General features: G+C 39.0%; 17 protein-coding genes. 10 read left to right on the top strand and 7 right to left on the bottom strand.

Features of this window, described 5'->3' with window-relative positions; genetic code table 11:
• The first annotated feature begins 91 nt into the window (after window positions 1-91).
• A complete protein-coding gene (locus A7967_RS13165; RefSeq protein ID WP_054205472.1) occupies window positions 92-2341 on the top strand; it encodes an aminotransferase class V-fold PLP-dependent enzyme in 2250 nt (749 codons plus the stop codon).
• 59 nt (window positions 2342-2400) lie between these two features.
• Here A7967_RS13165 and A7967_RS13160 read toward each other — a convergent pair whose 3' ends face one another.
• Window positions 2401-3429 (bottom strand): LacI family DNA-binding transcriptional regulator, encoded by a 1029-nt coding sequence (locus A7967_RS13160; RefSeq protein WP_054205471.1) that lies wholly within the window; start codon window positions 3427-3429, stop codon window positions 2401-2403.
• A gap of 348 nt (window positions 3430-3777) precedes the next feature.
• On the opposite strand from A7967_RS13160, the gene pgi reads away from it, so the two are divergent.
• From pgi to A7967_RS13135, 5 genes are all read left to right on the top strand, one after another.
• Complete coding sequence (pgi, locus tag A7967_RS13155) at window positions 3778-5424, top strand: glucose-6-phosphate isomerase (protein ID WP_054205470.1); 1647 nt, start codon at window positions 3778-3780, stop codon at window positions 5422-5424.
• A gap of 258 nt (window positions 5425-5682) precedes the next feature.
• Window positions 5683-7155, top strand: coding sequence for a glucose-6-phosphate dehydrogenase (gene zwf / locus A7967_RS13150; protein ID WP_064435801.1), 1473 nt, complete (start codon window positions 5683-5685; stop codon window positions 7153-7155).
• A gap of 3 nt (window positions 7156-7158) precedes the next feature.
• Window positions 7159-7869, top strand: a complete 711-nt coding sequence (gene pgl / locus A7967_RS13145; RefSeq protein ID WP_054205469.1) for a 6-phosphogluconolactonase — start codon at window positions 7159-7161, stop codon at window positions 7867-7869.
• A 1000-nt stretch (window positions 7870-8869) separates the two neighbouring features.
• A complete protein-coding gene (locus A7967_RS13140; protein WP_064435779.1) occupies window positions 8870-11548 on the top strand; it encodes a TonB-dependent receptor in 2679 nt (892 codons plus the stop codon).
• A 152-nt stretch (window positions 11549-11700) separates the two neighbouring features.
• Window positions 11701-13236, top strand: a complete 1536-nt coding sequence (locus A7967_RS13135; RefSeq protein WP_054454181.1) for a tryptophan halogenase family protein — start codon at window positions 11701-11703, stop codon at window positions 13234-13236.
• A gap of 309 nt (window positions 13237-13545) precedes the next feature.
• On the opposite strand, the gene A7967_RS13130 is transcribed toward A7967_RS13135, so the two are convergent.
• Window positions 13546-14262, bottom strand: a complete 717-nt coding sequence (locus tag A7967_RS13130) for a DUF6445 family protein (RefSeq protein WP_064435778.1) — start codon at window positions 14260-14262, stop codon at window positions 13546-13548.
• A gap of 276 nt (window positions 14263-14538) precedes the next feature.
• Here A7967_RS13130 and A7967_RS13125 point away from each other — a divergent pair, with 276 nt between their 5' ends.
• Both A7967_RS13125 and A7967_RS13120 read left to right on the top strand, forming a co-directional pair.
• A complete protein-coding gene (locus tag A7967_RS13125; RefSeq protein ID WP_054454186.1) occupies window positions 14539-15243 on the top strand; it encodes a SapC family protein in 705 nt (234 codons plus the stop codon).
• A gap of 124 nt (window positions 15244-15367) precedes the next feature.
• Window positions 15368-16414 carry an isoaspartyl peptidase/L-asparaginase family protein gene (locus A7967_RS13120; protein ID WP_054454187.1) on the top strand — a complete coding sequence of 349 codons (1047 nt, stop codon included), beginning with the start codon at window positions 15368-15370 and terminating at the stop codon, window positions 16412-16414.
• 33 nt (window positions 16415-16447) lie between these two features.
• Here A7967_RS13120 and A7967_RS22410 read toward each other — a convergent pair whose 3' ends face one another.
• The 5 genes from A7967_RS22410 to dinG all read right to left on the bottom strand — a co-directional run bounded on the left by A7967_RS22410 (window position 16448) and on the right by dinG (window position 20562).
• Window positions 16448-16597, bottom strand: a complete 150-nt coding sequence (locus A7967_RS22410) for a DUF2496 domain-containing protein (protein WP_082379041.1) — start codon at window positions 16595-16597, stop codon at window positions 16448-16450.
• Window positions 16590-16862, bottom strand: a complete 273-nt coding sequence (locus A7967_RS13115; protein ID WP_064435777.1) for a late competence development ComFB family protein — start codon at window positions 16860-16862, stop codon at window positions 16590-16592. The genes A7967_RS22410 and A7967_RS13115 overlap by 8 nt, the downstream gene beginning before the upstream one ends.
• 227 nt (window positions 16863-17089) lie before the next feature.
• The gene (locus A7967_RS13110) at window positions 17090-17710 is read right to left on the bottom strand and encodes a primosomal replication protein (RefSeq protein ID WP_064435776.1); all 621 of its coding nucleotides are present in this window, start codon (window positions 17708-17710) and stop codon (window positions 17090-17092) included.
• A complete protein-coding gene (locus tag A7967_RS13105; RefSeq protein ID WP_054454191.1) occupies window positions 17711-18487 on the bottom strand; it encodes a TSUP family transporter in 777 nt (258 codons plus the stop codon).
• Complete coding sequence (gene dinG / locus A7967_RS13100; protein WP_054454193.1) at window positions 18487-20562, bottom strand: ATP-dependent DNA helicase DinG; 2076 nt, start codon at window positions 20560-20562, stop codon at window positions 18487-18489. Before dinG ends, A7967_RS13105 begins: the two co-directional genes overlap by 1 nt.
• An 18-nt stretch (window positions 20563-20580) precedes the next feature.
• Here dinG and A7967_RS13095 point away from each other — a divergent pair, with 18 nt between their 5' ends.
• Window positions 20581-22998, top strand: a complete 2418-nt coding sequence (locus tag A7967_RS13095) for a DNA polymerase II (RefSeq protein WP_439951183.1) — start codon at window positions 20581-20583, stop codon at window positions 22996-22998.
• Window positions 22999-23272: 274 nt separating this feature from the next.
• A complete protein-coding gene (locus A7967_RS13090) occupies window positions 23273-25930 on the top strand; it encodes a TonB-dependent receptor plug domain-containing protein (RefSeq protein ID WP_054205459.1) in 2658 nt (885 codons plus the stop codon).
• Window positions 25931-26320 lie beyond the last annotated feature (390 nt).

The raw sequence follows: 26320 nt of genomic DNA, 5'->3' as shown, positions 1-26320 counted from the left end.
ACTTGACTAACTAATTGATTCTTACGCGGCCCATTAATTTTAGGTAGAATGGGTTATAAGATATATCTTTTAGTAATATGGTGCGTTTTTAATGTCTGACTTATTATTACCTACTGACTCATCGTCACAAATTTACCTTGATGCAAACGCAACGACGCCGGTACTTCCGTGCATAGCAGAAGTCGTCTCACACACTATGCAAATTTGTTTTGGTAACCCCTCATCCTCACACATCACTGGTATTCAAGCTAAACACTTATTAGAGCAAACACGGCAAAAAGCGCGTGATGTTATAGGTGCTCAGCTAGGTGATATATTATTTACGTCAGGGGCAACGGAAGGTATTCAAACGGCCGTTGTATCTACCCTAATAGCGGCTAAACAGCATACTAAGAAAAACCCTGTTTTACTGTATGGGGCTACAGAACATAAAGCGGTACCAAATACCTTATTGCATTGGAATGCTGTTTTGGGTATTAACGCCACTTTGCTGGCAATCCCGGTATCGAGTGAGGGGATTTTAGATTTAGATTTTATTGCACAATACGCCAGTGATGCACTGATGATTTGTACTATGGCCGTTAACAATGAAACAGGCGTTTATCAAGATTTAAGCGCAATTGAAGCAGTGATACGTGCTCACAATACAGAAGTCGCTTGGATGGTCGATTGTGTCCAAGCTCTAGGTAAAACCGCCTTAGCACTGAGTGATACAACGATTGACTATGCACCTTTTTCAGGCCATAAACTGTATGCTCCCAAAGGAATTGGCGTGTTATACATTCGCCAAGGCAGTGCATATACACCTTTTATTGCTGGTGGCGGACAAGAAAGTGGAATGCGCTCGGGTACAGAAAACTTACCGGGGATCGCCGGACTCAATAAACTTTTTTCGTTATTGCTCGACAAAGCAGACAATACATTTAAATCTATCGAGGTTTTAAATAGTTATCGTAAACAGCTGCATCAGGCATTGGTGGATACCTTTGGTAACTTAACCTTTAATCATGCTTTTGAATTGTCGGTGCCAACGACGTTAAACTTTTCCATTGACGAGCTCACGAGTAAAGAAATTATGGATTTATTTGATGCCGCAGGGATCCGTATTAGTGGTGGCTCCGCGTGCAGCTCTGGTGCAAATCGTAGTTTTGTGTTAGATGCTATGGGGGTAAGTGATTGGCGCAGTGAAAACGCAATTCGCTTATCATTTGGCCCAGCCACAACGGCGGCTGAAATTGATCTTGCGTGTGAGAGAATTCGATCATTAAAACCGATTCTTGAGGCCAACTGTTTAGTGGTTTCTGATTCAGCATTCCCGTTGCAAGAAGCATGTGCATTAGGGCTAACACAATTTAGACATCAAGGAGCGTGTTGCTGGCTTTACGTTAGCCAAGACAAGCAAGCGGTCATTATTGATCCTATTATTGAGCTTATTCCACGTCTTGAAAAAATAGTCCATACACAAAATTTAACGGTGGCAGCTATTTTAGATACCCATGCCCACCAAGAGCGCAGTGGTGCAATAACCTTACTCGCACAAGCGCTGAGATTCAGCCTTGAGGCTGAACATCAGCTAGGGTGGCCTGTGCATCAAACTGCCATAGAATTACCTGAGTGCACAATTGAACGAGTCGCGACACCAGGGCACAGTGTAGATAGTGTTAGTTATTTATTGCGATGTAATCAATCTAAGCAAGTACGTTTTTGTTTTTGCGGTGATTTACTGTTACCTGCGGGACTTGGTAATACCGCAATAGATGGTGGCGATGCCTTAGTAATGGCGTACTCTTTACGCCAATTATCACAACGTTTAGATAATGCGACGGTAATGTGTTCTGGTCATGATTATCAACAATGTTTTGCGATTAATTGGCAAGTTCAGCAACAGCAAACACCGCTATTGCATGCATTGTTAGTTAATGAATTAAGTGATGCTGAGTTTGCTAGTAAAAAAAGTCACAGCGATGAATCTAACTTATCGAAATTTGCAACCTTGTGTGGGTATGCTGATAGTTTGCAACATAGTACTGCGTATGAACTAAATGCGGCACAAGCAAAAGACATGTTAGCTACAAATGATGTAACCTTAATTGATACTCGTGAACCGTACGAACATGGTGCAAATAATATTCCTCAATTGTTTTCAATCAAGCCTGCGCGAGTGATGAATATACCGCTAAGCAGGATGGCAAACGCGTTAGTTGACGGGCAATTAAACCCACGAGGTAAATATATCTTACTGTGTCGCAGCGGTAATCGTTCAAAGCAAGCCGCCACTAACTTATCTCAGCTTGGTTTTACGGATGTTTATAATCTCAGCGGTGGGATGGCATTGCTATAAAATAGCAAAGTGTTAATAATTAAGACGCTTAAAAGCGTCTTAATTATAGTAGTGAAGGTTTATTGTTTTGGTCCAGAGCTTTCACGGATCACGATTGACGGTGTAAATGAGGTAATAATTTCTTTATCTTGATTACGTGCGCCACGCGTTTTAGTAAACAATAAACGCGCTGCGTGCTGCGAAATAACATCATTTGCTTGATGCGCAGTGGTGAGCTTTGGCCAAGTTTGACGTGAGAATGGCGAATCCTCAAATCCTGTGATAGATAGTTGCTCCGGGATTTGAATCCCCATTAGACGAGAAGCAAAGAGCGCGCCAGCGGCCACTTCATCATTGCCGCCTAAGATAGCAGTAATTGCTAATTCATTATTGTCTTTAAGTAATGCTTTAGCACCCTCGACCCCAGATTCAAAAGAATATTTTCCGTCATATAAAAAAGCAGCATTGAGCGGCGTATCAAAATCGACGAGTGCTGCTTTATAGCCTTCAAGGCGTTCACTGGTTGACTTATGTTCTTTATCACCACAGATAAAACCGATGTTTGTATGGCCATGCTTTAGAAGATGTGTCGTAATTTCATAAGCTGCTTTATAATCGTTTACATAGATACAGGTATCTTGATCATCATCCGTAGGGCGACCTGAAAGAACGCGCACATAATGAATTTTTAATTCATCTAATAAATTGGTAATTTTACTATGCTCAGAAAGCGGTGGTGTAAGTACGAGCCCTGCCAAACGAGAACGTTTGATCATCGTAATAAACTCTTCTTCCATTTGAGAATCTGTGTAGCTGCATGGATGGATAACTAATTCATACCCTTCTTCTTTACAACGTGAAAGTACACCATTTTGCATATCAATTACATAGTAAGCATTAGGGTTGTCATAAACTAACCCGACAGTAAACGACGAAGTACCCGCTAGGTTTCTTGCTGCTAGGTTAGGCTGATAATTAAGTTCTTTGACAGCATCCATGACTATATCGAAGGTTTTTTTACGAACAGAAGGTTCTTTATTAATTACTCGCGATACGGTTTTCATTGAAACCCCCGCGAGTTTTGCTACATCATTTATAGTTACTTTCATACAGTTGCTTATTAGGTTGTTGTTTTAATGTTGTCATGAACGCGAGAAGAAAGCAGATCGCGTATTTATACTAGTACGCGTCATCAATTCTTCATCAGAACCAGTTAGTGTATCTAAAGTTAGTAGAAAAGAGCAGTAAAATAATTGAGATAAATTATATGATACCGGTGTCAAAAGAGTAAAAGTACGTTATTATCTCGATTGTAAAATTTAAAAGTAGAATATTGACAGCGTTGTCATTTTAACTTATCGTTAACTTACTTTGTAGGTTAATACACTATCATTCTAGTCTTTCTATATAAAGATAGTTATAAATCAGATTGTTGCAAGTTTAAGGGGATGTTAAATATGAGTTGTCGTTCACAGTTAGCTAGTTGGCAAGCATTAAAGTTAAGTGCAAATAAGATGAAAGAAACACATCTTAAAGATTTATTTGCTAAAGACAGCACACGGTTCGAGCAATTTTCAACTCAAATCCCAGGTGTTTTGTTTGATTATTCAAAACAACAAATTGATAACAATGTTTTTGAACAGCTTATTACACTTGCAAAAGAGTGCGACATTACTCGCTGGCGCGAAAAAATGTTCAGCGGTGAAAAAATCAATATTACCGAAGGTCGTGCAGTCCTTCATACGGCACTGCGCAATCGTGCAGAATCATCATTAATTATAGATGATGAAAATGTCAGTTCAGTTGTCAATGCTGAACTACATAAAATTAAGTTGTTCGTTGAAAAAGTTCGCAACGGACAGTGGTTGGGTTATACAGGCAAAACAGTTAAAGATGTAGTGAGTATTGGCGTAGGTGGTTCAAACCTTGGGCCTCAAATGGCTACTGAAGCCTTAAAAAGCTACGCTGATGACACCTTAAAAGTACATTACATTTCAAATGTTGATGGTGTACAAATTGCTTCAGTGCTTAAAAACATCGATCCAGAAACCACATTGTTTGTAATATCATCTAAAACATTTACAACATCAGAAACGATGACCAACGCCAAAACGGCCGTTGAATGGTTTTTAGATTCAGCCAATGATAAACAAGCAATAGCCAAGCATTTTGTCGCAGTAAGCACAAATTTAGAGAAAACCGCTGCATTTGGTATTGCCAATGAAAACGTATTCACTATGTGGGATTGGGTAGGCGGTCGCTTTTCATTATGGAGTGCGATAGGATTACCCATTGCGTTATATTTAGGCTTTGATGCATTTGAAGCAATACTAGAAGGTGCGTTTGAAATTGATGAACACTTTCAGAGCGCAGCATTCGAAGAAAATATCCCCTTACTCATGGCGTTACTGAGCGTATGGAATACCAGCTTTTTAGGCTATGAGTCGCAGGCTATATTACCTTATGATCAGGCGTTACATATGTTGCCTGCATATTTGCAGCAAGGTGAAATGGAAAGTAATGGTAAACATGTAAATTTTGAAGGTAACAAAGTTGCATACACGACTGTGCCAATTATATGGGGTATGACAGGGATAAATGGCCAACATGCTTTTTATCAATGTTTGCATCAAGGTAACGTCGTTGTCCCAGCTGATTTTATTGCATCTGTAGAGCCTCAAGTAAGTGTTGGCGAGCACCATGATATATTATTATCTAACTTCTTCGCTCAAACAGAAGCGTTGATGATGGGTGTTGATGCACAACAAGTGCATTCAGATTTAACCGCAAAAGGTAAATCAGAAGCCGAAATAGCACAGTTATTAAACCACAAGATACATCAAGGTAATCGTCCATCGACATCGATGTTATTAGATAAAGTAGATGCTAAAGCGGTTGGCCGATTGATAGCCTTATACGAGCATAAGATTTTTTGCCAAGGCATCATATTAAATGTTTGTTCTTTTGATCAATGGGGTGTTGAACTCGGTAAAGGCCTAGCCTCAAAAATTGAAGCCGAGTTACTTGATGATCATATTAATCATCCACATGATAGTTCGACAAATGGCTTAATGGCGTATTACAAGCAACATCGAACACAGTAGAAAATTCGCACAGTTCACAACTGTGCAACCAAATACCTTTGAACGGGTAGCGCTGGAGTTCTTAGGGCCTGTATATTTGTGAGAGGATATACAGAGCCCCTAAGACTCATTTTATAACAGCTATAATAACAAGCGAATTCAACAGGCTTTTTCTCGAATATGATGCTAAAAGCTGACATCACCTAAACAACAGAATGTATGCCTGAACTGTTAAATGAGCAGTCGACAACAGGGCATAGCAAACGTAGAGAGTCAATTATGCTAAATCCTTTTGATATTGTAATTTTTGGGGGCGGCGGTGATCTTGCATTGCGCAAATTACTACCTGCAATGTATCGCGCATATCAAGAAGGCAACTTACCACAAGGTTCGCGTATTTTACCGACCGTTCGTGAAGAAAGTAAACGTGCAGAATATATAGAGACAGCGCACGAAGCGCTAAAAGAATTTTTGAGCAAAGGCGAGTTTAATGCTAAAGACTGGAAAGCATTTTCAGCGTGCTTAGTACCAGTCGTAACAAACGTTACAGAAGCGGATGATGACTGGGATAAGTTAAAAGCGATACTAGATGAGCACGATGAAAGTAAATCACGTGTATTTTATCTATCACTTCCACCTGCTGTGTATGGTAGCTGCTGTGAAATACTATCAAGTAAAGGTCTGATCACTGAGACGTCTCGTGTAGTTGTTGAAAAGCCAATCGGATATTGCGGTAATTCAGCAGAAGAGATCAACGCAAAAATTGCTGAATTTTTTAAAGAAGATCAAATTTTCCGCATCGATCATTATCTCGGTAAAGAAACAGTACAAAACTTAATGGCACTGCGTTTTTCAAATTCATTATTTGAAAATATGTGGGATGCTAAATCAATTGATAATATCCAAATTAGCTTATCAGAGACCGTTGGCCTTGAAAGCCGTGCAGGGTTTTATGATAAAGCCGGCGCTTTGCGTGATATGGTGCAAAATCACTTATTACAATTACTATGCTTAGTGGCTATGGAGTCACCAAATAAACTTAATGCGAATAGTATCCGTACTGAAAAGCTAAAAGTATTAGAGTCATTACGACCACTGATGTCTACGGATGTAGATGACAATATTGTTCGTGGCCAATATGTCCCAGGTGACTTGGATGGAAAAATTGTCCCAGGTTACTTAGAAGAGCTAAATGAAGGTTCAAGTAAAACAGAAACTTTCGTTGCCATTCGTGCGCATATTGATAATTGGCGTTGGGCTGGTGTGCCATTTTACCTGCGTACAGGTAAACGTATGGCAAAGCGTTGTGCCGAGATTGTGGTTGAATACAAAAAAGTATCACATAATGTATACGGTGATAATGTTGGCAAAATTGAACCAAATCGATTGGTTATTCGTTTGCAGCCAGAAGAGACTATTCAGCTAACTTTGATGTCGAAACGTCTTGATAACTTAGAGATGCAATTAGAGCCGGTAACGATGAACATTGAGCTTTCACAAGCTTATAGTAATGGTTTTCATTCTGATGCGTACAAACGTTTAATGCTTGATGCTGCAGCCAATAACCCATCGCTATTCATTCACCGTGATGAAGTTCGTCAAGCCTGGAAGTGGATTGATCCTATTGTTGAGCGTTGGCAAGAAAAAGGGAATCCATCATTATACCGTGCAGGTAGTTGGGGGCCTGATGATGCTGATGAATTATTAGCTGAAAAAAATCATGTTTGGTTTAACACTGGCGATAAGGCGTAAGTAATGGCGACTATTGTAGAGAAATTTTTTGATTCAAAAGATGCATTAACAGCAGAGCTCTCAGCAACGCTTGAACAAAGTTTGATCAGCGGAATTGAGGCTGATGGACGTGCTGTGCTTATGGTATCAGGGGGCTCATCACCTGCTCCTGCTTATAAGCACTTATCAAACCTAGAACTAGATTGGAAAAATATTGATGTTGCTATGGTTGATGAGCGTTGGGTTGATACAGAACATGACAAAAGCAATGAAGTGTTTATAAAAAGCACTTTATTACAAAACCATGGGGCAGCAGCTAACTTCGTGACTATGAAAAATAGCGCAGTAACTGCTGAGCAGGGCATCGCAAAATGTGAAGCGGCATACCAACAACTGAAACGCCCATTTGATGTAACTATTTTAGGAATGGGGCCGGATGGCCACACCGCATCATTGTTTCCACATGCAGATGGTTTGCAAAATGGCCTGGAAACTCCACAATTAGTGTGTGCAATTAATGCCATAAAAAGTGATGTGACAGGTGATATTACACAGCGCATGACTTTAACGTTATCAGCAATTGCACAATCGAAAGTTGTTAAACTTTTGATTAGTGGTGAAGAGAAACTAGCAGTGTATAAAGCCGCGAAAGCAGGTGGTGATGTTAATGATATGCCACTTCGCGCTATTTTAAATCACCCAACAATTAATATTGAAGTTTATTGGGCCCCTTAACTTGCTGTATTACCCAAGCCACCGCAAAACGCTGAATTCTGCATCTTGAGGTGGCTTGGGTATATTAGCCTGAGCTAGATTAATTATTAAAAAGCAGACCCGCAGGTCTGCTTTTCTATTTTAGCGTTACAGTTCTTTTCTTTGTAGAAAACCCAAAGTGTTTCTGAATTATTTAAATTAACTACAATGGATAACCGTTCTTGTAGGTGTTTTTATTTAATTATTCGATACTACTCTAAAGTTTTAACAACAGCCGAACAACTGTCCAATTAGTAAATATCAAGTAGCCATACCCACTGAGCTGTAATTAACAGCTTTAATGCTGAGGTTTTATTTAGATTCAACCAGATAAGTGTCCTTAAATTGGATAAAGTATCGTTATGTTAACGCCTATAAGCCTCTTGAGTATAACGAAAAGACAATTGCAGAAAAGGACCAACAAAAGGTTGTATTTTTTGTGGAAATAAAGGTAGACATAAGTCGAATAGGAACCTATAATTTAAAAATGACAACGCTGTCATTGGTAGTGATAATTATTTGCGCCCCTTGAGTTATTTTATTTGCCCTAATCTAACTATTTATCATATAACCATGAAGCAGTGGACTTTTTGAATGAAAGACACAGTTACACCCTTCCAACTAGTTAGTTGATGTTTCATTTTGTGTGTTAAAGCACATCAAAATGGAACGTTTTTTTTACACTTTAGTCAGTTTTTCCTTGTTTATTACCTTAAATCACTCCATATATTTTCTCTTTTTGAACTTAATCATGGTATATTTGTCACGTTAAAATGTAACAAATCATAAATACTCTATTTTAAATTTATTTATTTTCAATTGGTTATGTTTTTTAGGTTGCTTTTTTTTCAAAAACTCACCAAAAAGATGTAGCACAATTGTAATTTAGAGTGTATGGTTTGTTACTAGATGACAACGCTGTCATCATCACTGGGCAGAAGTGATAAATAAAAAACCAACAAAATGATTCAAGGGGAATCCTGTGTTAGCTAAAAATTTTAAAAAAAGCTTATTAGCAGTAAATATCGGTCTTGTAATGAGTGCCGGATTCACTGGTGCTGCATTCGCAGATGAAGCGCAAGTTAAAGAAGGTGTTGAAGTAATCGAAGTGCGTGGTATTCGTGGTTCATTGAAAGCTTCAATTAATGGTAAGCGCTTCTCTGATGCGGTTGTTGATGTGGTATCAGCTGAAGACGTTGGTAAATTTCCAGATGGTGACGTGGGTGAGTCATTAGCTCGTATACCTGGTGTTACTGTTTCTCGCCAATTTGGTCAAGGCCAACAAGTATCTATTCGTGGTGCATCTTCTCAATTAACTCGCACACTACTAAATGGCCATACAGTTGCATCAACTGGTTGGTATGACCAACAAGCGATTGACCGTAGTTTCAACTACGCAATGTTGCCTTCAGAAATGGTAGGTGGTTTAGAAGTTTATAAATCATCACAAGCAAATCTTGTAGAAGGCGGTATTGGCGGTACAGTTATTGTTAAGTCACGTAAGCCATTAGATTTAGATTCTAACTCTGTCTTCGCAAGTGTTAAAGGTGCTTACGGTACAACCGCTGAAGAGCTTAATCCTGAAGTTTCTGGTTTATACAGCTGGAAAAATGATAGTGAATCATTTGGTGTGTTAGTTTCTGGTGCTTATTCAGCTACTGAATACCAACGTAATGGTGTAGAAACATCAAGAAACTGGAGTGGTGGTATGGCTCCAACAACATTCCAGCAAGATCGTGATCGTAAAGCATTGAATGTTGCTCTACAGTATCGTCCTACTGATCAATTAGAGTTTGGTTTAAATTTAATGTCTTTAGACTTAAATGCAAACAACGCTAATGGTCAGATTATCATGTTTCCAGGTGATGACTCGTGCGTTAAGGTCGATCCTACAAATGACAACTGTATTGTAAGAGAAGCAAACAACACAGGAGTTAGTTACGCCAATGGTAATGCTGGTACTAAGTATGCATACGCTTATCCAGATTTTGGTGCTGGTTATTTTCAAACTTGGGCTCGTGAAGCCTCAATGGATTCAAAAACAGTTGACCTAGACTGGAAATATGAAGCTGATAGTTTTACTTTTTCAGGTCGTGTAGGTAATACAAAATCTGAAGGTGGCGCCAGAACCGCACTAGTTGGTGAATATACAAATAATTTCGATGGGCAAGTTGGTACTTGGGATATGACTGGAGACCAAGCGAAATTTGATGTTGTAAATAAAAATTACGATTCGAGTATCCTGCCTTCAATGATTGGTATTCAGACTTGGGCTTTAGGCGACTCACCAAATTCAGATGAAGAAACGTATGTAAATTTAGATTTTGATATTCCAGTTGACTTTGGTGTGATTACTGCCATCAAAACAGGTTTACGTTATGCTGATCACTCAGTTAAAAAGCAAGGTTTTAAAGGGCAGCTAGCCGATGATTATAATCATGAAAGCACTTTTAGAGCAGCAAGTGAATATTTCCCTGGAGTTGTTTCATCAGGTGCGGGCTTTACTATTCCAGAAGCGAATGGAGAACTAATTCTTTCTGACTCGCTTGCAGCAACAGATCACTATACAGAGAAAAAAGATGCGTATGGAACTGTTGAAGAAGAAAACTTTGCATTATACGCAATGGCTGATTTCAGTTCTGATGGTATTAGAGGTAACTTAGGTTTACGTTATATATCAACAGACGCATCTTCAGACTATTATGCTTTTAATTCAAAGGGTGAGTACGGGACAACGCTTTCAACTGATACTGCAAGCTATAACGAACTATTACCAAGCGTGAATGTAGTACTAGATTTGTCAGAAGATGTAATCTTACGTACTTCAGCAGCACAAGTAATTTCTCGTCCTAATTACTCTGATATGTTTGCGACAACTTCACTGTCTAACTTTGATAGCACACAACCAAATACTCAAGTCGCGAGTACTGGTAATGTTGCACTTAAGCCATTTAAAGCTTTCCAAGCTGATATTTCAGTAGAATGGTACTTCAGTGAAGACGGTATGGTTAGTATTGGTTATTTCATGAAAGATGTTAGCTCATTTATTTCAACACGTGATGCTAACAATCAACAAATTGGTCTTGAAATACCAATTTATAAAAGTACGCCTGAATCAAGCCCATGTGGTACAGAACAAGCAGATTGTTGGTCGGTAAGTCAATCAACAAATGTTAGTGGTGGTTCTATCGAAGGTATTGAGCTACAAATTCAAGATGCCTTTGATAATGGCTTTGGTTATAGTGTAAATTATACTTATGCTGATGCAACTTCGCCAGGCGAGAACTATCCTGATGGGAATAACGTTTTTTCTGATTCATCAGAGCATACAGTTAACACTGTTGGTTTCTATGAAAATGATTTCTTCTCGGCACGTCTTGCATATAACTGGCGTTCAGAATACATCATGCGTGAAGCCCCAGGTTGGTACTTAAACCGTACTCATAAAGATTTTGGGACATTAGACTTCAGTGCTACTTGGTCTGCAACAGACTACCTTGATGTTACATTTGAAGCTGCAAATATCTTAAAAGAGGATAGCTTGCAAACAGGTGTTTATCAATATGGCTCAGCGCCTTCTGACGATTTAGAAGGTGGTTTCCCTGCATGGAGCTTTGAAGGTGAAGCAACATATAAAATGGGTGTTGCCGTTCGTTTTTAATATGATTTAGATAAACCTTTTAATAAAAGCCCAGCAATTGCTGGGCTTTTTGATTCAAAGATTGTCTATTATACCAGCTGCACTAAATTAGTTGGAATGGTCACGTTTTTAATAAAATTTGTATTAGTAAAAAACAGTATTGTTGAGGGCTTATGGATATTAAAAAGGTTGCTATTATTGGTGGTGGTACCGCAGGGTGGTTGGCTGCAAACCATTTAGGTAAAGCACTATGTAATAAAGATGATATCTCGATAACATTAATTGAGTCACCTGATGTGCCTCCTATCGGTGTTGGAGAAGGCACAGTCCCAGATATAAAAAAGACGCTGCTTAGTTTTGGTATTAGTGAAACTGATTTTATCCGCGAGTGCGATGCTACATTTAAGCAATCAATTAAATTTGTTAATTGGATGGATAAAAAAGAACATGGAGAAAATAATTTTTTCCATCATTTATTTGATGTTCCCTTACGAAATGAAGCTAATCTTTTAACATCACATTGGTTGTCTGAGAAAAAAGACGTATGTTGCTATGCAGAGATGTTATCGTCACAACATAAGATATGTGAGGAAGGTTTAGCTCCAAAATCAATCACTACACCTGAATATCAAGGTGATTTAGCTTATGCATACCACCTCAATGCTGCGAAGTTTGCAAAACTATTAGCAAGCAACGCTAAAAGTAAGTATTTTGTAAAACATTTACTTGCTAATATTACGGGTGTAAATTTATCAGAAGATGGGAGTATTTTTTCACTGACTACAGATAGTCAAGGTGAACTTGAATTTGATTTCTATATTGATTGCTCAGGATTTGATTCAATATTGATCAATAAGGCACTAAAGGTACCTTTTAAAGATGTTTCTAAAACTCTACTAGTCAACCGAGCGTTAGTAGTCCAAGTGCCTACAGCAGCAGATGCAGAGATCCCTCCTTACACAGTTGCAACCGCCCACCAAGCTGGTTGGATATGGGATATTGCTTTATCTAGTAGACGCGGTGTCGGTTTGGTTTACTCAAGTAGTCATATGAGTGATGAGGAGGCAGAAGAAAAACTTGATAACTACTTAGGTGAAAGTAAACAAAATCTAACATATCGTACTATCCCAATGAAGATCGGTTACCGAGAAAAGTTTTGGCATAAAAACTGTGTTGCATTAGGTTTAGCACAAGGCTTTTTAGAGCCACTTGAGGCAACGTCGATTTTGTTGACTGATTTTTCGGCTGAAATACTAGCACAGCGTTTCCCTAGTTCAACAGCGCAGCTTGCGCAATTAGAGAAGCGTTTTAATCACTCTATGGTATATGCGTGGGATCGAGTAGTTGATTTCATTAAACTTCATTATTGTATATCTGATCGTACAGATTCAGAATTTTGGGTAGATAATAAAAAAAGCGCAACTATACCGATGTCATTACAGGAGAAACTGGCATTATGGGAAAGCTACATTCCAATAAGTGATGACTTTTTTAGCCATTTTGAAGTGTTTTTTTTGGAGAATTTTTTATTTGTACTTTATGGTATGGGTTTTAAAACCAAACTAAAAAATGATAGGCTCCCAGTATGTAAAACGTCTTTAGCTATGATAAATCAAAGAAAAGAGATTACAAATCATCTGCAAAAGATGCTGCCCCGCCATAGAGATCTTTTAGATAAAATCAAACAGTTTGGTTTGCAATCATTATAATAATTTAGAGAGGTGTTTTGATAAACTCAGTATTTTATGCTGGGTTTATTTTTTGCAGTTAAAAAACTACTGTGCTTTTTATCACCTTTTTTAGCTTTTATAGATCCTAGTTATCGCATCATTTTTAAGAGCAAGTAGCTATTAAATTAGCCCTAAGGTCTCACTTCTGGTTATCTAATGTCCTTTAAAATGATGTCTACAGATCGTTCACATTAAGCTAGGTAGTAGCTGAGTTATTACCTAGATTACTCAAAACTCGATCCCGTTCTGATATTAAATTACCTGTTTTATTTAGATAGATAATGACTTTTAATTACTCTTAATACTAGCAAAAGATGCTATTGATAATCGGCCTTGCTTGGGGTTGTTACTGTAACTTTTTGTACATGTAATATTTGCACTATGCAGCAAGTTTCCTTGATAAATTACAAGACGATTGAATTTAGCTTTGATAGTTAAAACTTGTTCAAATAAGCTCGTTGTAGAATTAATATAACCATGATGTTCTTCTTGGCTATTTTCAACTTTTGGCATCATATGCTCTAGTAGATACCTATGCTCTTCTGAGAATTGAATTAAGTTTTCGGGAGTATATTTATATATGCTTGTCCCACCGAGTTCCGCTGGTGATAAATAATGGACGAAAGCATAATCATCTCCATCGCATGAGTCTATATGGGGTATTTTCTGCTCTAAAAGTAAACTTGAAGGCTCACAAGTAATTAATGATAGTAAGCACTTATGTACAGTCGCTGAGTAATCATTACCTAGCTCTAGTACGGGCAACATTGTATTTTGAAAAAAGGTTTGCAATAAGTCGAGATATGGCTGAGGCATGTTATCACGCTTACCAGGGTAGTATGAGTTATCAGAAAACATAGGATTAAAGTAAGCGATATTATATGCAAAATTTATTACACTCGCAGCATCTAATAAGAAATCATCAATAATATACACACAAAGCGTAGTGCCAGGGATTAATTTCTTCTCTATACTCATTTTTGGGTTTAGCTTTAAGTCTCTCATTTACCGAATTCTACTTTATTGTGAATACGTATATTGCTACGATTACAGTTAGTTAATAATTAATATACTGATCTTGGACAGCGCTGTCAAAATCTAGTGTAGTAACTTTAATAGCTGTTACAAACAACCTAGCCGAATGAATAATAGGCGGTGTTCTTAAATCAATTTTATTATGTGCAAATTGCCACAAAATTTTCACTTCCTTTTTGCCGTCAAAACCTTTAGCCTTAGGTACTAACAGCAAAAAAATTAATTTATATATAACGGAGCAGTAACATGGCGGAGCAACAAGTACAGCCTTTACACAATGAAAAACATGCCAACACTAAAATTCAAAACGGCATTAACGTAGAATTTTTAAAAACTCAACACTTAGTGCCTGTAGTTGCACATGAGTTTGCACGAGTTGCGAATGAATTCCCAATGTCTTTCGTTAAAAATAACGAGACAGGTCAATTTCAGGCCGTAGCTATGTTTGGTTTAGAGCCAGGCGAAAATCTTTTTGTGCAAGATGGTAAGTGGACTGCAGCGTTTGCACCTATGGCAACAACACGCTACCCACTGGGTCTAGTAAAACACCCAGAAGAAGATCAATACGGTATCGTTATTGATGAAGCTAGCCCTTTAGTGGGTGATGCTGAAGGTAATGCATTATTTGAAAACGGCGAAGAAACTGATTACTTAAAACGTCGTAAAGAAGCGCTAGTATCATTTATTGAATTTTCTCACGTAACTGAAGCATTCACTAAATACCTTGCGGATAAAGAGCTTTTAGTAGCACAAACACTAACAGTTGATATTAAAGGCGAGAAAAAAGACATCAACGGTATTTACCTGATTGATGAGAAAAAACTGAATGAGTTAAGTGATGAAGCTTTCTTAGAGCTTCGTAAACGTGGTTATTTAGCACCAATTTACTCATTTTTAACGTCTACTCACCAAGTAGCACGTTTAGCTCGTTTGAAAGCGCAACAAGCGTAATTTCACCGAAACTGAGAAAAAGCGCCTTTAGGCGCTTTTTTTGTGCCTTTTATCTAGTTAAGGTTGTAATTCATCGCCAATTTATTCACATTATAATTACTTATTTTAAATGTTACTGGCCAGTATGAAACTACCTCTCTTAAATGCTTTTATTAGTGTGGCAGCCATTGCTTTAAGCACTCACTCCATTAGTACAATTGCGAACACATCAACTCCATTTGCTATCGCTATTCATGGCGGCGCAGGCACAATTGAAAAAAGTCGTTTTACCCCAGAGCAAGAAAAGGCCTATCGAGCCAAACTACAAGAAGCGGTAGAAACAGGCTATAAGGTGCTTGAGCTGGGCGGTGAAAGCCTAGATGCGGTGACGGCAGCAATTAATGTGTTAGAAAACTCACCTTACTTTAATGCTGGGCGCGGTGCTGTTTATACATATGACGGTAGCCATGAACTTGATGCTTCTATTATGGATGGGCGGGGCCGTCAAGCGGGCGCTGTAGCGGGTGTAAAGCACATTGAAAACCCAATAAACCTAGCGCGTTTGGTGATGGAAAAGTCAGTTCATGTAATGCTTAGTGGTCAAGGTGCTGAAGAATTCGCGAAAGAACACGGTATTCCGTTGGTAGAGAATAACTTATTTGATACAGAGAACCGTTATAAGGCATTGCTAAAAGCAAAAGAAAAGTTAGATAAAGCCAAAGTAACGAGTAAAAATTATCAAGCCGCACATCATGCGTTACCTGTGAACTATAAAATGGGCACTGTTGGTGCAGTCGCACTTGATAAAAAGGGTAATTTAGCTGCAGGTACATCAACAGGCGGTATGACTGCTAAGCGTTTTGGTCGTATAGGAGATTCGCCAGTGATTGGTGCTGGTACTTTCGCTGAAAATGAGTCGTGTGCAGTATCTGCAACTGGGCATGGAGAGTATTTTATTCGCTACAATGTAGCTGCTGATATTTGTGCTCGGGTTAAATATCAAAATAAAACGATTGATCAAGCGGGTGATGAAGTAATTAATGATGTGTTAAAACCAATAGGTGGCACGGGGGGAGTGATCATCGTTGATACTAAAGGTAATATTAGTTTACCTTTTAATACAAGTGGTATGTACCGCGCTAGTAAATCAAACACCCAACCTACGTATGTTGCTATATTTAAAGGGGAGTAGGGCTAAGGAGGTGTTAGCCAGCTTAATGCTGGCTTATTGAATTAGTTTTTTTTCGTAGTCGTTTTTTATGATCTCAAGGGCTTTTAGTACATCTTCAGTTGCTACATTGTGCTCTTCTAGTAGCATGATTAAGTCGACTGCTAATTTTACATGTACAGGTGCTTGGGTTAACTCTTTACTCATGCAGACTCTTTTTTTTTGCTATTTGTTCAATGGCAATGTTAATAGCTATGGCTACGCGTTCTTCCATTTGTATACGTTCGGCTTGCGGTAGATAAAACGCCATATCTACATCATAACGAATATATCGAGGTGGAAGCTGGTTTAGTACAGTGCAGCAAAAGTCGGCCATAACATCTTCGTTATACTGCTTATCGAGCTCGCGTTTGATTATTTCCTCTATAACTATCTTTTCATAAAAGTTATGAATATCGTCATGTAATCGCACTAGTGTTGCTCCAAATTTATATTTCAGCTACTTCAGTTTATACCACGCGACAGGATAAATCGACAAACGCTATATTATTAAGAAGGCTAAGGAACGGGTGCTAGGTCATGTTGACCTTTCGTGATTGATTTTGCAGCAGTCTATTTGGTATGTAGGCAAGGCGGCGCCTATGGTGCGTGTTGCTTCTCCTAGATTGAATAAATTTCAATCTACAAAGGCAACACGCTCTAGCGTAGTTGCTGTTTCTCTACGATTTGAATTTTTTCTTCGGTGGCTGATATGGCTTTGCGACAACGACCAAGGCGCGCGTGCAGAGCCAGTATCTCCAAGTTTATGGCTTTGGCTTTTACAGGGCCCACATTTTGCATTCGCAGCTTACACTCTTCGACCATCAGTACTAAGCGGCGCTCGAATTCGTGATTTTGTTTAAGCTCGTCGTATAACTCATGGGCAGGCTGCATAATTTGCTTTACAGCTTGCTGATAAGGTGGCGATTTACTCACAGGCTTATTGCGGGGTTTATACGTGCTTTTGTTTTCTTTTTCCCAAATAGGCGTAGATTTAATGACATTAAATACTGCTTGTACCTGATTGCCAATACGCTCTAACGCATAATTGTGGGCATGGCGGCGCTCCAATGGCGGAAGGCTATTTACTTCATCTTCAATTTCCAGCACGTAATCAACTAATTTCATGCTTTTTGTAGTGAAAACACCCCGATCAAATAGGCTTGGTTGTGCCTGCATATACCTATTTTTAGCGAATAACTTAGCTTTATCAAATTGTTCAGCATGTTGCTTTAATGTTGTTACTTGCTGGCAAAGTTTATCAAAAGAGTCTGCACGCATTTATAAATACGCCTCATAAATTAGTTTTAGCGCTAGGATTATCACAACGGTATTAAATACCGGGCGAATAAATTTACTGCCAAAGCGTATGGCTGAATGAGCACCTATCCATGCACCTAACATTAAAAAGAAGCCCATGGTGATGCCCAATAAAAAGTTAACATGGCCAAGTGCTATAAAAGTAATGAGGGAGACAAAATTTGATACAAAATTCATTGAACGCGCTAAACCACAATTCAGCAGCAAGCTCATTTTATAGAGTAAGCTATTAGATGCTGTCCAAAAAGTCCCCGCTCCAGGACCGGCTAATCCATCAAAAAAACCTAAGCTTAGGCCTTGTAGCCATTGTTTGATTTTAGTCGCTCTATTTAGTGGCGGTAATTGGTTGTGTTCTACTGTGCTTAAACTACCAAATAGGCTGTAACAGGCTACCATAATGATCACAACAGGAAGTAACTTGTTTAAAAATTCAATACTGAGGTAATCAACAATCAGCGTACCAAGTAATGCACCGATAGCAGTTGCAACAATAGATGCGGCCCAAAATCGAGGGTTAAATAGTTGCTTCCGAAAATAAGTGACACTGGCGGTCAGTGAGCCAAAACTGGCAGCGAGTTTATTTGTGCCCAATGTTAAATGCGGAGGCAGGCCTGCGGTTAATAGTGCGGGTACAGTTAGCATACCGCCGCCGCCGGCAATTGCGTCTATAAAACCGGCGGCCAGAGCCACGGCGCAAAGGAGTGCCCAGGTTGTTGGGTCAAGTGCAAGTTCAAACATTAATAATCAATTTGTCTTTTAAAGGGTGGTAGTGTATCAAGCATGGCTTTACCGTAGCGCTTGGTCACTAAACGGCGATCTAGGATGGTGATCCGTCCCTGATCGTTCTCTTTACGCAGCAGTCTACCACAGCTTTGTACTAATTTCTTGGCTGCATCAGGCACGGTAATCGATAAAAATGGGTTCCCTCCTTTGCTTTGTACAAATTCAGCTTGTGCTTCTTCAATCGGGGAGGTGGGTACGGCGAATGGAATTTTAGTGATCACTAAATTCTCAAGGTATTTACCCGGCAAGTCGAGCCCTTCAGATAAGCTTTGCGTGCCAAACAAAATACTGCCTTTACCTGCGTCGATATTTTTAGTGTGTTGCTTTAATAGCGCTTCGCGCGACATTTCACCTTGGACTAAAATATCAAGGTTTCTAGTGCGTAACTCTTTGACTACGTGATCCATTTGCCAATAAGACGCAAACAATACTAAGTTAGCTTGTTGTTTATTTAAATGATTGGGTAATACCTTAGCTAAATGATCACTAAACTCTTTATGAGTTGGCTCTATACTTGAGGTTGGAATATGTAACGTGGCTTGATTAGGGTAATCAAAAGGCGAAGGCACTTTTAAATATTTTACGCCTTCTTCTTTAGTTAATCCTGTTTCATAGGCAAAGTGATCAAATGATCCAAGCGCTGTCAGTGTCGCTGAGCATAAAACAGCGCCAGCGCATTGTCGCCATAATTTATCTTTTAAATAGTAGCCAACTTCAATGGGGCAGTCGCTTAATAAATGATCGTGATGGTTTTTGTACTCTAAGCGCTTTATCCAACGGGCATGCGGCGTGCTTTCACCTTTAGTGGCGTAGCTGTACCATAGTTTATTGAGTTGCTCTAAGCGATTTATGTAATGGCCGCTTTCACCTAAGATAGGATCGGCAACATAAGGTTTGATATCGCCATCACTGACATCTTGCACCAGGGTGTCGTGCATTTTATTTAAACAACGAAGGGCATCGAGCGTAGCTTCACTGATATCTTTGGCTTTAGTGTGTAATGACTCAGGAATTTCACCATGCTCAAAGCGGTATGTATCGTCTTTTGAATAGTTAAAATCGGCATTATCTAAAATATCACGCACGACTTTTAAGTCTTTATTGGCATCATTTATACTGTCGCACAGTTTAAAGTTTTGGCCAATGGCTTTTTGGCCCACAAGTACTTTGGCCATTTTACCACTGAACTTGGTGAGTTTATCAAGCCAGTCAATGGTGCCTTTAATTGTTGCAGCGGCAGATGAAAAGTCGCGAGTAATGTGTGCAAGGTGATGCGCTTCATCTATAACATAAATCGAACTATCAGGCTCGGGTAAAATTTTACCGCCCCCTAAATCAAGATCAGCCAATAGCAATGAATGATTAATTACTAACACATCCATTTGCATTAAGCGCTGGCGGGCAAGTTGAAATGGACAGGTTTGGTGCGCTTTCATTTGCCGTTGGCATGCATGTTTATCACAGGCAATTAATCCCCAAACGCGGTCGGGAATAGTATCAGCCCAGCTATCTCGATCGCCTTGCCACTTTTTCTTGGTGTAAGCATCGTATAATTGTTGCAAGCATCTAGTTTCCATTGCGCTCAGTGGCGAAGCAAGGGTTGGCATAAACTCCATTTGTGTTTGATTATCACCATTTATGGCGTTATGTAGTTTATGCGCACATATATAGCGCTGACGACCTTTCACTAAATCAAATTTAAAATCTAAGCCTGAATGCTTTTTAAAAAATGGCAGCTCTTTACTTATTAGCTGCTCTTGTAGTGCAACGGTGGCGGTAGAAATAATTAATTTCTTTTTTTGTGCAAGCGCCAGTGGTAATGCCCCTAAACAATACGCGAGGGATTTACCGGTACCCGTGCCGGCTTCAATAACACAAATGCGCTGTTTTTTGTGGTATTCACCCGCCAGTGTTTTGGCTATTTCGGCGACTAAATAATTTTGACTGCTTCGAGGGCGATAATCACTGAGGTTATCAGCCACATGCTTATGAATTTTTCTTATCGTCGTTTTTAATGCATCAGAAAGCATGGGGGAATAACCTAAAGTATGTATATAATTACAGTGCTGTATATTAATTGGGATCGAACATTGACACAAGCAATCTATCAAGGCTTTATACTTTCAAGGCAGCAATATGCTGCAGACAAGTATAGTCGCCATTGCGGGATCACACTGTGCTATTGGCTAAGCTCTGATCACGGACCGATAAAAGTGTTAGTACCAAATCAACACGCTGTATTTTTTATTCCTAGAAAGCAACACGCTTTAGCACAGCACTTGCTATTAAAACAAAATATAAGCGCCGAGTTTAAAGATGTTTCCATCAAACATTTCAGTGGTGAAGAATGCATAGCCTGTTATTTTTCAAGCTCACACGCGCTATATGAAGCAAGACAGCTGTTTGAAAGCCACACTTTAGATGAGCACATCACAGTATATGAAGGCGATGTGCGCCACAGCGATCGCTTTTTAATGGAGCGTTTTATTCGTGGTGGAGTATGGGTTACCGGAGATGTGACTCAGCAAGCCGGTTTTATTCAAATTGATAACGCACAACTAAAAGCAGCTGATTCTTATACTCCACAGTTTAAAACGCTGTCACTGGATATTGAATGCAGTGGTGAAGGTGTATTGTTTTCAGTTGGCTTAGTGGGTCAGGGCATTGATTGCGTGATTATGGTTGGCGAGCCACAACACAGTGAACAAATAATTTGTTGGTGCCATGATGAAATCGATTTATTAAATCAGTTAAAAAGCCTGATACAGCAAGTTGACCCTGATATTATTATTGGCTGGAATGTCATTGAGTTTGATTTTAATGTACTCAATAGGCGCGCGGATGCTCTTGGTGTTAAATTGTTGTTTGGTCGAGGTAATGGACAACTACAGATCAGAAAAGGGCATTTTACTCGCTTAACCTTGCCCGGTCGCTGCGTTATAGATGGTATTGATACTTTAAAAAATGCCACCTACCATTTTGATAGTTTTTCGTTAGCAAATGTAAGCCACAAAATACTGGGCGAAAAAAAATTAATTCAAAGCGATAACCGCCTGAGTGAAATTATTCGTCAATACAATGAAGATAAACTCTCACTCGCAGCCTATAACCGACAAGACTGCGTGCTCGTTAATCGTATCTTTGAAAAGTTAAAGCTTATTGAATTTGCTATTGTACGTACGCAACTAACAGGGCTTGAATTGGAGCGAATGGGCGGCTCTGTCGCTGCGTTTACTAATTTATATTTACCTTTATTACATCGCAGTGGGTACGTTGCACCGAACTTAGGTGATCATGGATTATCGTTTGAAAGCCCTGGCGGGTTTGTAATGGAATCAATCCCTGGGCTTTATAAAAATGTGATTGTGCTGGACTTTAAAAGCCTGTATCCATCTATTATGCAAACCTTCTGTATTGACCCTCTGGGGTTAATTCGTGGTTTAGATGATCCTGATAACGCAATCGCGGGGTTTGAGGGGGCGTTATTTTCCCGCACAGAACACCATTTGCCAAACCTAATTAAAAAGTTAGCATCCTCAAGGCAACACGCAAAAAACACAGCTCAACCCATGCTGTCACAGGCGATTAAAATTATCATGAACAGTTTATACGGTGTGCTAGGCTCCAAAGGTTGCCGGTTTTATGATCCACGCTTATCCAGCTCCATTACTTTGCGCGGTCATGAAATTATGCAAACTACCAGGCAATGGATTGAAGAGCTTGGTTACACGGTTATTTATGGTGATACGGATTCAACGTTTGTGAGTTTACCCGATGAACTTGATCCACAGGGTTGTAAAGCAATCGGCAAGCAACTCGCTATAACAATTAATGAAAAGTGGCAACACACTATAAAACAACGCTTTGCAACGCAAAGTTATTTAGAAATAGAGTTTGAAACACTTTATAGCCCATTTTTTATGCCAACCATACGTGGTAAAACCACCGGTTCAAAAAAACGCTATGTTGGTCAAGTACAAACAGGCGACGAAAAAAAACTGGTGTTTAAAGGTATGGAAACCGTGCGCAGTGATTGGACACAATTAGCACATGAGTTCCAAACTGAGCTTTTTGAAACGTTATTCAGCGACGCTTTTAACGTTGCAATGTTACACCCTATTATTGAAAGCTACATTAGCCGGTTATATGCCGGAGAATTTGACGATAAACTCGTATACAGGAAAAAACTCGGTCAGCATTTGGCTGATTACCAAAAAAACATCCCCCCCCAAGTACAAGCCGTTAAAAAGCACCAAGCAACTCACCCCGAGTTTAAGATAAGTAAAGGTCAAATAGTTGAATATGTATATACAACGTCAGGTGCTCAATTATATCTCGTTGACCATAAGTTTGATTATGCAATCTACGTAGAAAAACAGATCAAACCAATTGCTCAAATGATATTAACTCCCCTCAACCAAGACTTTATTAGTTTAAAAAAAGCGCAATTAAACCTCGGTATATAATACCAAATGTAGGGATAGTGTATCTTTTACGGTAACAAAATAAGAACATTTGGTTTGAGTCGGTTTGTTTATAGTCCCTAAAACAACATCATTTGTCCCGTTTTTGTTTATTATTTGGTGTTTATTTACAATTTAGTTTAAATAAAAGTAAACAGATGTTGGCAGTGTTCGTTTTTTTGTTTAGTATCTTTGTGTGTTCGAAACCTAAATGTTTCGATAGTTCACAAAAACGAAACAAAAATAACCACAAGATAGTGGTCCCAGGGAGAATCAAATGTTAAATAATAAAATTTCAAAAGCTGTTCGCTTAGCGATTGCTTTTGGTGCTACATCAACAGCTGTGTTTTCTGCAAATACTCTAGCGGCTGATGACGAAGTTAAGAAAGTTGAGCGAATCGAAGTAACTGGTTCGCGTATTAAACGTACAGACCTTGAAGGTGCAAACCCAGTTGTTGTTATTGATCGCTTAGCTCTTGATAACTCTGGTCAGCTAAGTGTTGCTGATGTATTAAATCGTTCAACATTTAACTCATTCGGTTCAATTCAACCATCATCGGGTAATACAGCACAAAGCCAAGCAACAGTAAATTTAAGAGGTTTGGGTTCTGCACGTACATTAGTATTGATCAACGGTAAAAAAATGCCGGGTTCACCTGTAATGGGTGGTGGTGCTGCGGATTTAAATACTATCCCATTTGCAGCTGTAGAGCGTATTGAAGTAATGGGTGATGGCGCGTCAGCGGTATATGGTTCAGATGCAATTGCTGGTGTAGTCAATATTATATTACGAAAAGATTTTGAAGGTGTGCAAATTCAAGGTCGAATGGGTTCACCTAGTCGCGATGGTGGCGGTGATGAAGGTTCATTCTCAATCATTACAGGTATAAAATCAGAGAACTCTAACTTAGTATTTAGTTATGAACATGATGAGCGCGATATTATTTTCCAACGCGATCGCTACTTTACTCGCTCAACTGATGATGGTTCAGGTACTTATGCAGGTACTACTGGTCAAAGTTGGTATGGTCGTAATATTCTAGATATGCAAACTTTTGAATTTAACCCAATGATTACCGGCACAGATTGTTCTGCATATGGTGATGCATTTAAGTATCATAATGATGCACCTGATTACCCTGCAGATGATGGTTGTCATTACGACTACACAGCTGTTGCAGCAGATGCAGCATCTACAAAGCGTGACTCCGTATTTGTTAACTTTGATTATGATATTAATGATGATCTAGTGTTTAATTTCCGTTCATTAAACTCACGCAATGAGAGCTTCGGTCGATATGCACCAGCCGCAGGTTGGTTTACTTTCCCAATCGATATGGCTGCAGACGCTGACAAAGGTTTAACTGCTGTAAATAAAGGTGATCGTGGTTACTATCGTTTTAATTCAATAGGTGCACGTGATACATCGCAAGTTAGCAATATGTCAGATTGGAGTGCGTCTTTAAACGGTATGCACGATCTACTAGATTGGCATGTTGATGCACATTATAACCGCTATGATATGAATGAGTGGGGACAAGGCTATGTGCACCGTCCTAGTGTTGAGAGCGCAATTACTGATGGTTGGGATCCGCGTGACCCAGACCAATCCGCATATAAAGACCAATTAGCAAGCTTTGCTGCAAATAGTAATCGTCGTTCAGGTAGCACACTACGTGAAGTGACAGCAGGTGTTAGTTTCAACGAGCTAGCAACACTACCTGGTGGTGATTTAGGTCTTTATATTGGTTCAAGTTATCGTGAAACTGATTATTTTGACCAAGCTGAAGCGCAAAATGAAGCTAAAAACATTATAGGTACAGCTGGTGGTTCTGCTGCTGGTAGCCGTACTGAATCAGCCGTTTTCGCTGAATTACTAGTGCCTGTTACAGATATGATTGAGTTGAATTTTGCTGCTCGTTATGATGACTTCAGTGACGTAGGTTCTTCATTTGTTCCTAAAGCATCGATAAAATTTCAACCGTTAGATGAATTAGTGCTACGCGCATCTTGGGGTAAGGGTTTCAGAGCTCCAACACTTGAAGACCTGTATAAAGCTCCTCAAGAGTCTGCCGCGTCAGCTAAAGATGTTGTTTTATGTAAGGCTGCTGGTACATCACGAGGTGATTGCCGTACACAGCAACATACGACTTATTACATAGGTTCAGATAACTTACAGCCTGAAGAATCAGAAAGCATCAACCTTGGTGTTGTTTACAACGTAACAGAAAGCATAGATGTATCTTTAGATTACTATGATATTGATATTACAAACCAAGTAAGTTCATTGTCTGCACAAGATGTGTTTGACTTAGAGTTAGCTGGTTTATTAGGTGATCCAGAAGATCCTTCTGATAACGCAGCGGGTTATGATCAAGTATCAGTAGACCGTGGCGGAAATCCAGCAGGGCGCTCATTATTAGTAACAGCACCGATGGCTAATATACCTGGTTTTTCTACAAGCGGTCTAGATTTCAAACTTAATGCATTGTTTGATTTAGGTAATGTAGGTGAATTACGTTCGAACTTTGCTTGGTCAGAAGTGCTGACTTACAAAGAACCAGATATCATTGGTTATGCAAATGTAGATAAGATTGGTCGTGCTAGTTTACCAGAACGTCGTGTAAGCTTAGGTTTAACATGGAGCCTTGAGTCTCATATGGTGAACGTTAACTATAATCATGTTGCCTCAACTGCAGAAAAAACAGAAGCTGATGAAACCGGTACTATTTTTACTCCTGCAGGTGAATTAGGTTCTTATAATATTGTTGATATCAATTACACATATGTAACACCTTGGAATTTAGAGCTTACAGCAGGTATAAATAACGTTGCTGATAAAGACCCTGTTCTAAAGCCAGACCTAAGTTACGACTCAAATCTATATAGCATCGTAGGCCGCCTTTACTTTGCTGGGTTTAAATATAAGTTTTAGTAACGAGTTTATTATTTAGACAACTTATGTTTATGGCTCAAATTAACCTAGTAATTTCACTAAGCTTAATTTGAGCCTTTTTATACATATCTTACTATGCTGTGCCCCAAGCTCATTAAATTAATTTATTAGCCATTGATTTTTAATGTGTTTATTGTTTTTTATTTCCCCCCGTATATGTTGCTTTCGTTAACAGGAACTCATAATTTATATCAATAAAAAGGGTGTAAGCAATACGTTGCAATAATCGTGTATTGTCCGCTTTTGTTTTTTTACTGTAAATTTTTTGATTTTAAAGTTAAATAACAGTTGACCATACACTGTCCCTGATATTAGTATCTCTTTCAGCAATTTCGGTACTTAGATATTATAAATAGTAATAAGTTCCTT

This window comes from Pseudoalteromonas neustonica (genome assembly GCF_001653135.1).
GTDB lineage: Bacteria > Pseudomonadota > Gammaproteobacteria > Enterobacterales > Alteromonadaceae > Pseudoalteromonas > Pseudoalteromonas neustonica.
This window is presented reverse-complemented; position numbering and strand designations above follow the sequence as displayed.

What these genes read in the sequence shown, in the direction of transcription:
- A7967_RS13110 (WP_064435776.1), bottom strand. Translation starts at nt 17,710, where the DNA reads ATGCGTGCAGACTCTTTTGATAAACTTTGCCAGCAAGTAACAACATTA.
- pgl (WP_054205469.1), top strand. Translation starts at nt 7,159, where the DNA reads ATGGCGACTATTGTAGAGAAATTTTTTGATTCAAAAGATGCATTAACA.
- A7967_RS13090 (WP_054205459.1), top strand. Translation starts at nt 23,273, where the DNA reads ATGTTAAATAATAAAATTTCAAAAGCTGTTCGCTTAGCGATTGCTTTT.
- dinG (WP_054454193.1), bottom strand. Translation starts at nt 20,562, where the DNA reads ATGCTTTCTGATGCATTAAAAACGACGATAAGAAAAATTCATAAGCAT.
- A7967_RS13095 (WP_439951183.1), top strand. Translation starts at nt 20,581, where the DNA reads ATGTATATAATTACAGTGCTGTATATTAATTGGGATCGAACATTGACA.
- A7967_RS22410 (WP_082379041.1), bottom strand. Translation starts at nt 16,597, where the DNA reads ATGAGTAAAGAGTTAACCCAAGCACCTGTACATGTAAAATTAGCAGTC.
- pgi (WP_054205470.1), top strand. Translation starts at nt 3,778, where the DNA reads ATGAGTTGTCGTTCACAGTTAGCTAGTTGGCAAGCATTAAAGTTAAGT.
- A7967_RS13105 (WP_054454191.1), bottom strand. Translation starts at nt 18,487, where the DNA reads ATGTTTGAACTTGCACTTGACCCAACAACCTGGGCACTCCTTTGCGCC.
- A7967_RS13125 (WP_054454186.1), top strand. Translation starts at nt 14,539, where the DNA reads ATGGCGGAGCAACAAGTACAGCCTTTACACAATGAAAAACATGCCAAC.
- A7967_RS13130 (WP_064435778.1), bottom strand. Translation starts at nt 14,262, where the DNA reads ATGAGAGACTTAAAGCTAAACCCAAAAATGAGTATAGAGAAGAAATTA.
- zwf (WP_064435801.1), top strand. Translation starts at nt 5,683, where the DNA reads ATGCTAAATCCTTTTGATATTGTAATTTTTGGGGGCGGCGGTGATCTT.
- A7967_RS13135 (WP_054454181.1), top strand. Translation starts at nt 11,701, where the DNA reads ATGGATATTAAAAAGGTTGCTATTATTGGTGGTGGTACCGCAGGGTGG.
- A7967_RS13120 (WP_054454187.1), top strand. Translation starts at nt 15,368, where the DNA reads ATGAAACTACCTCTCTTAAATGCTTTTATTAGTGTGGCAGCCATTGCT.
- A7967_RS13160 (WP_054205471.1), bottom strand. Translation starts at nt 3,429, where the DNA reads ATGAAAGTAACTATAAATGATGTAGCAAAACTCGCGGGGGTTTCAATG.
- A7967_RS13165 (WP_054205472.1), top strand. Translation starts at nt 92, where the DNA reads ATGTCTGACTTATTATTACCTACTGACTCATCGTCACAAATTTACCTT.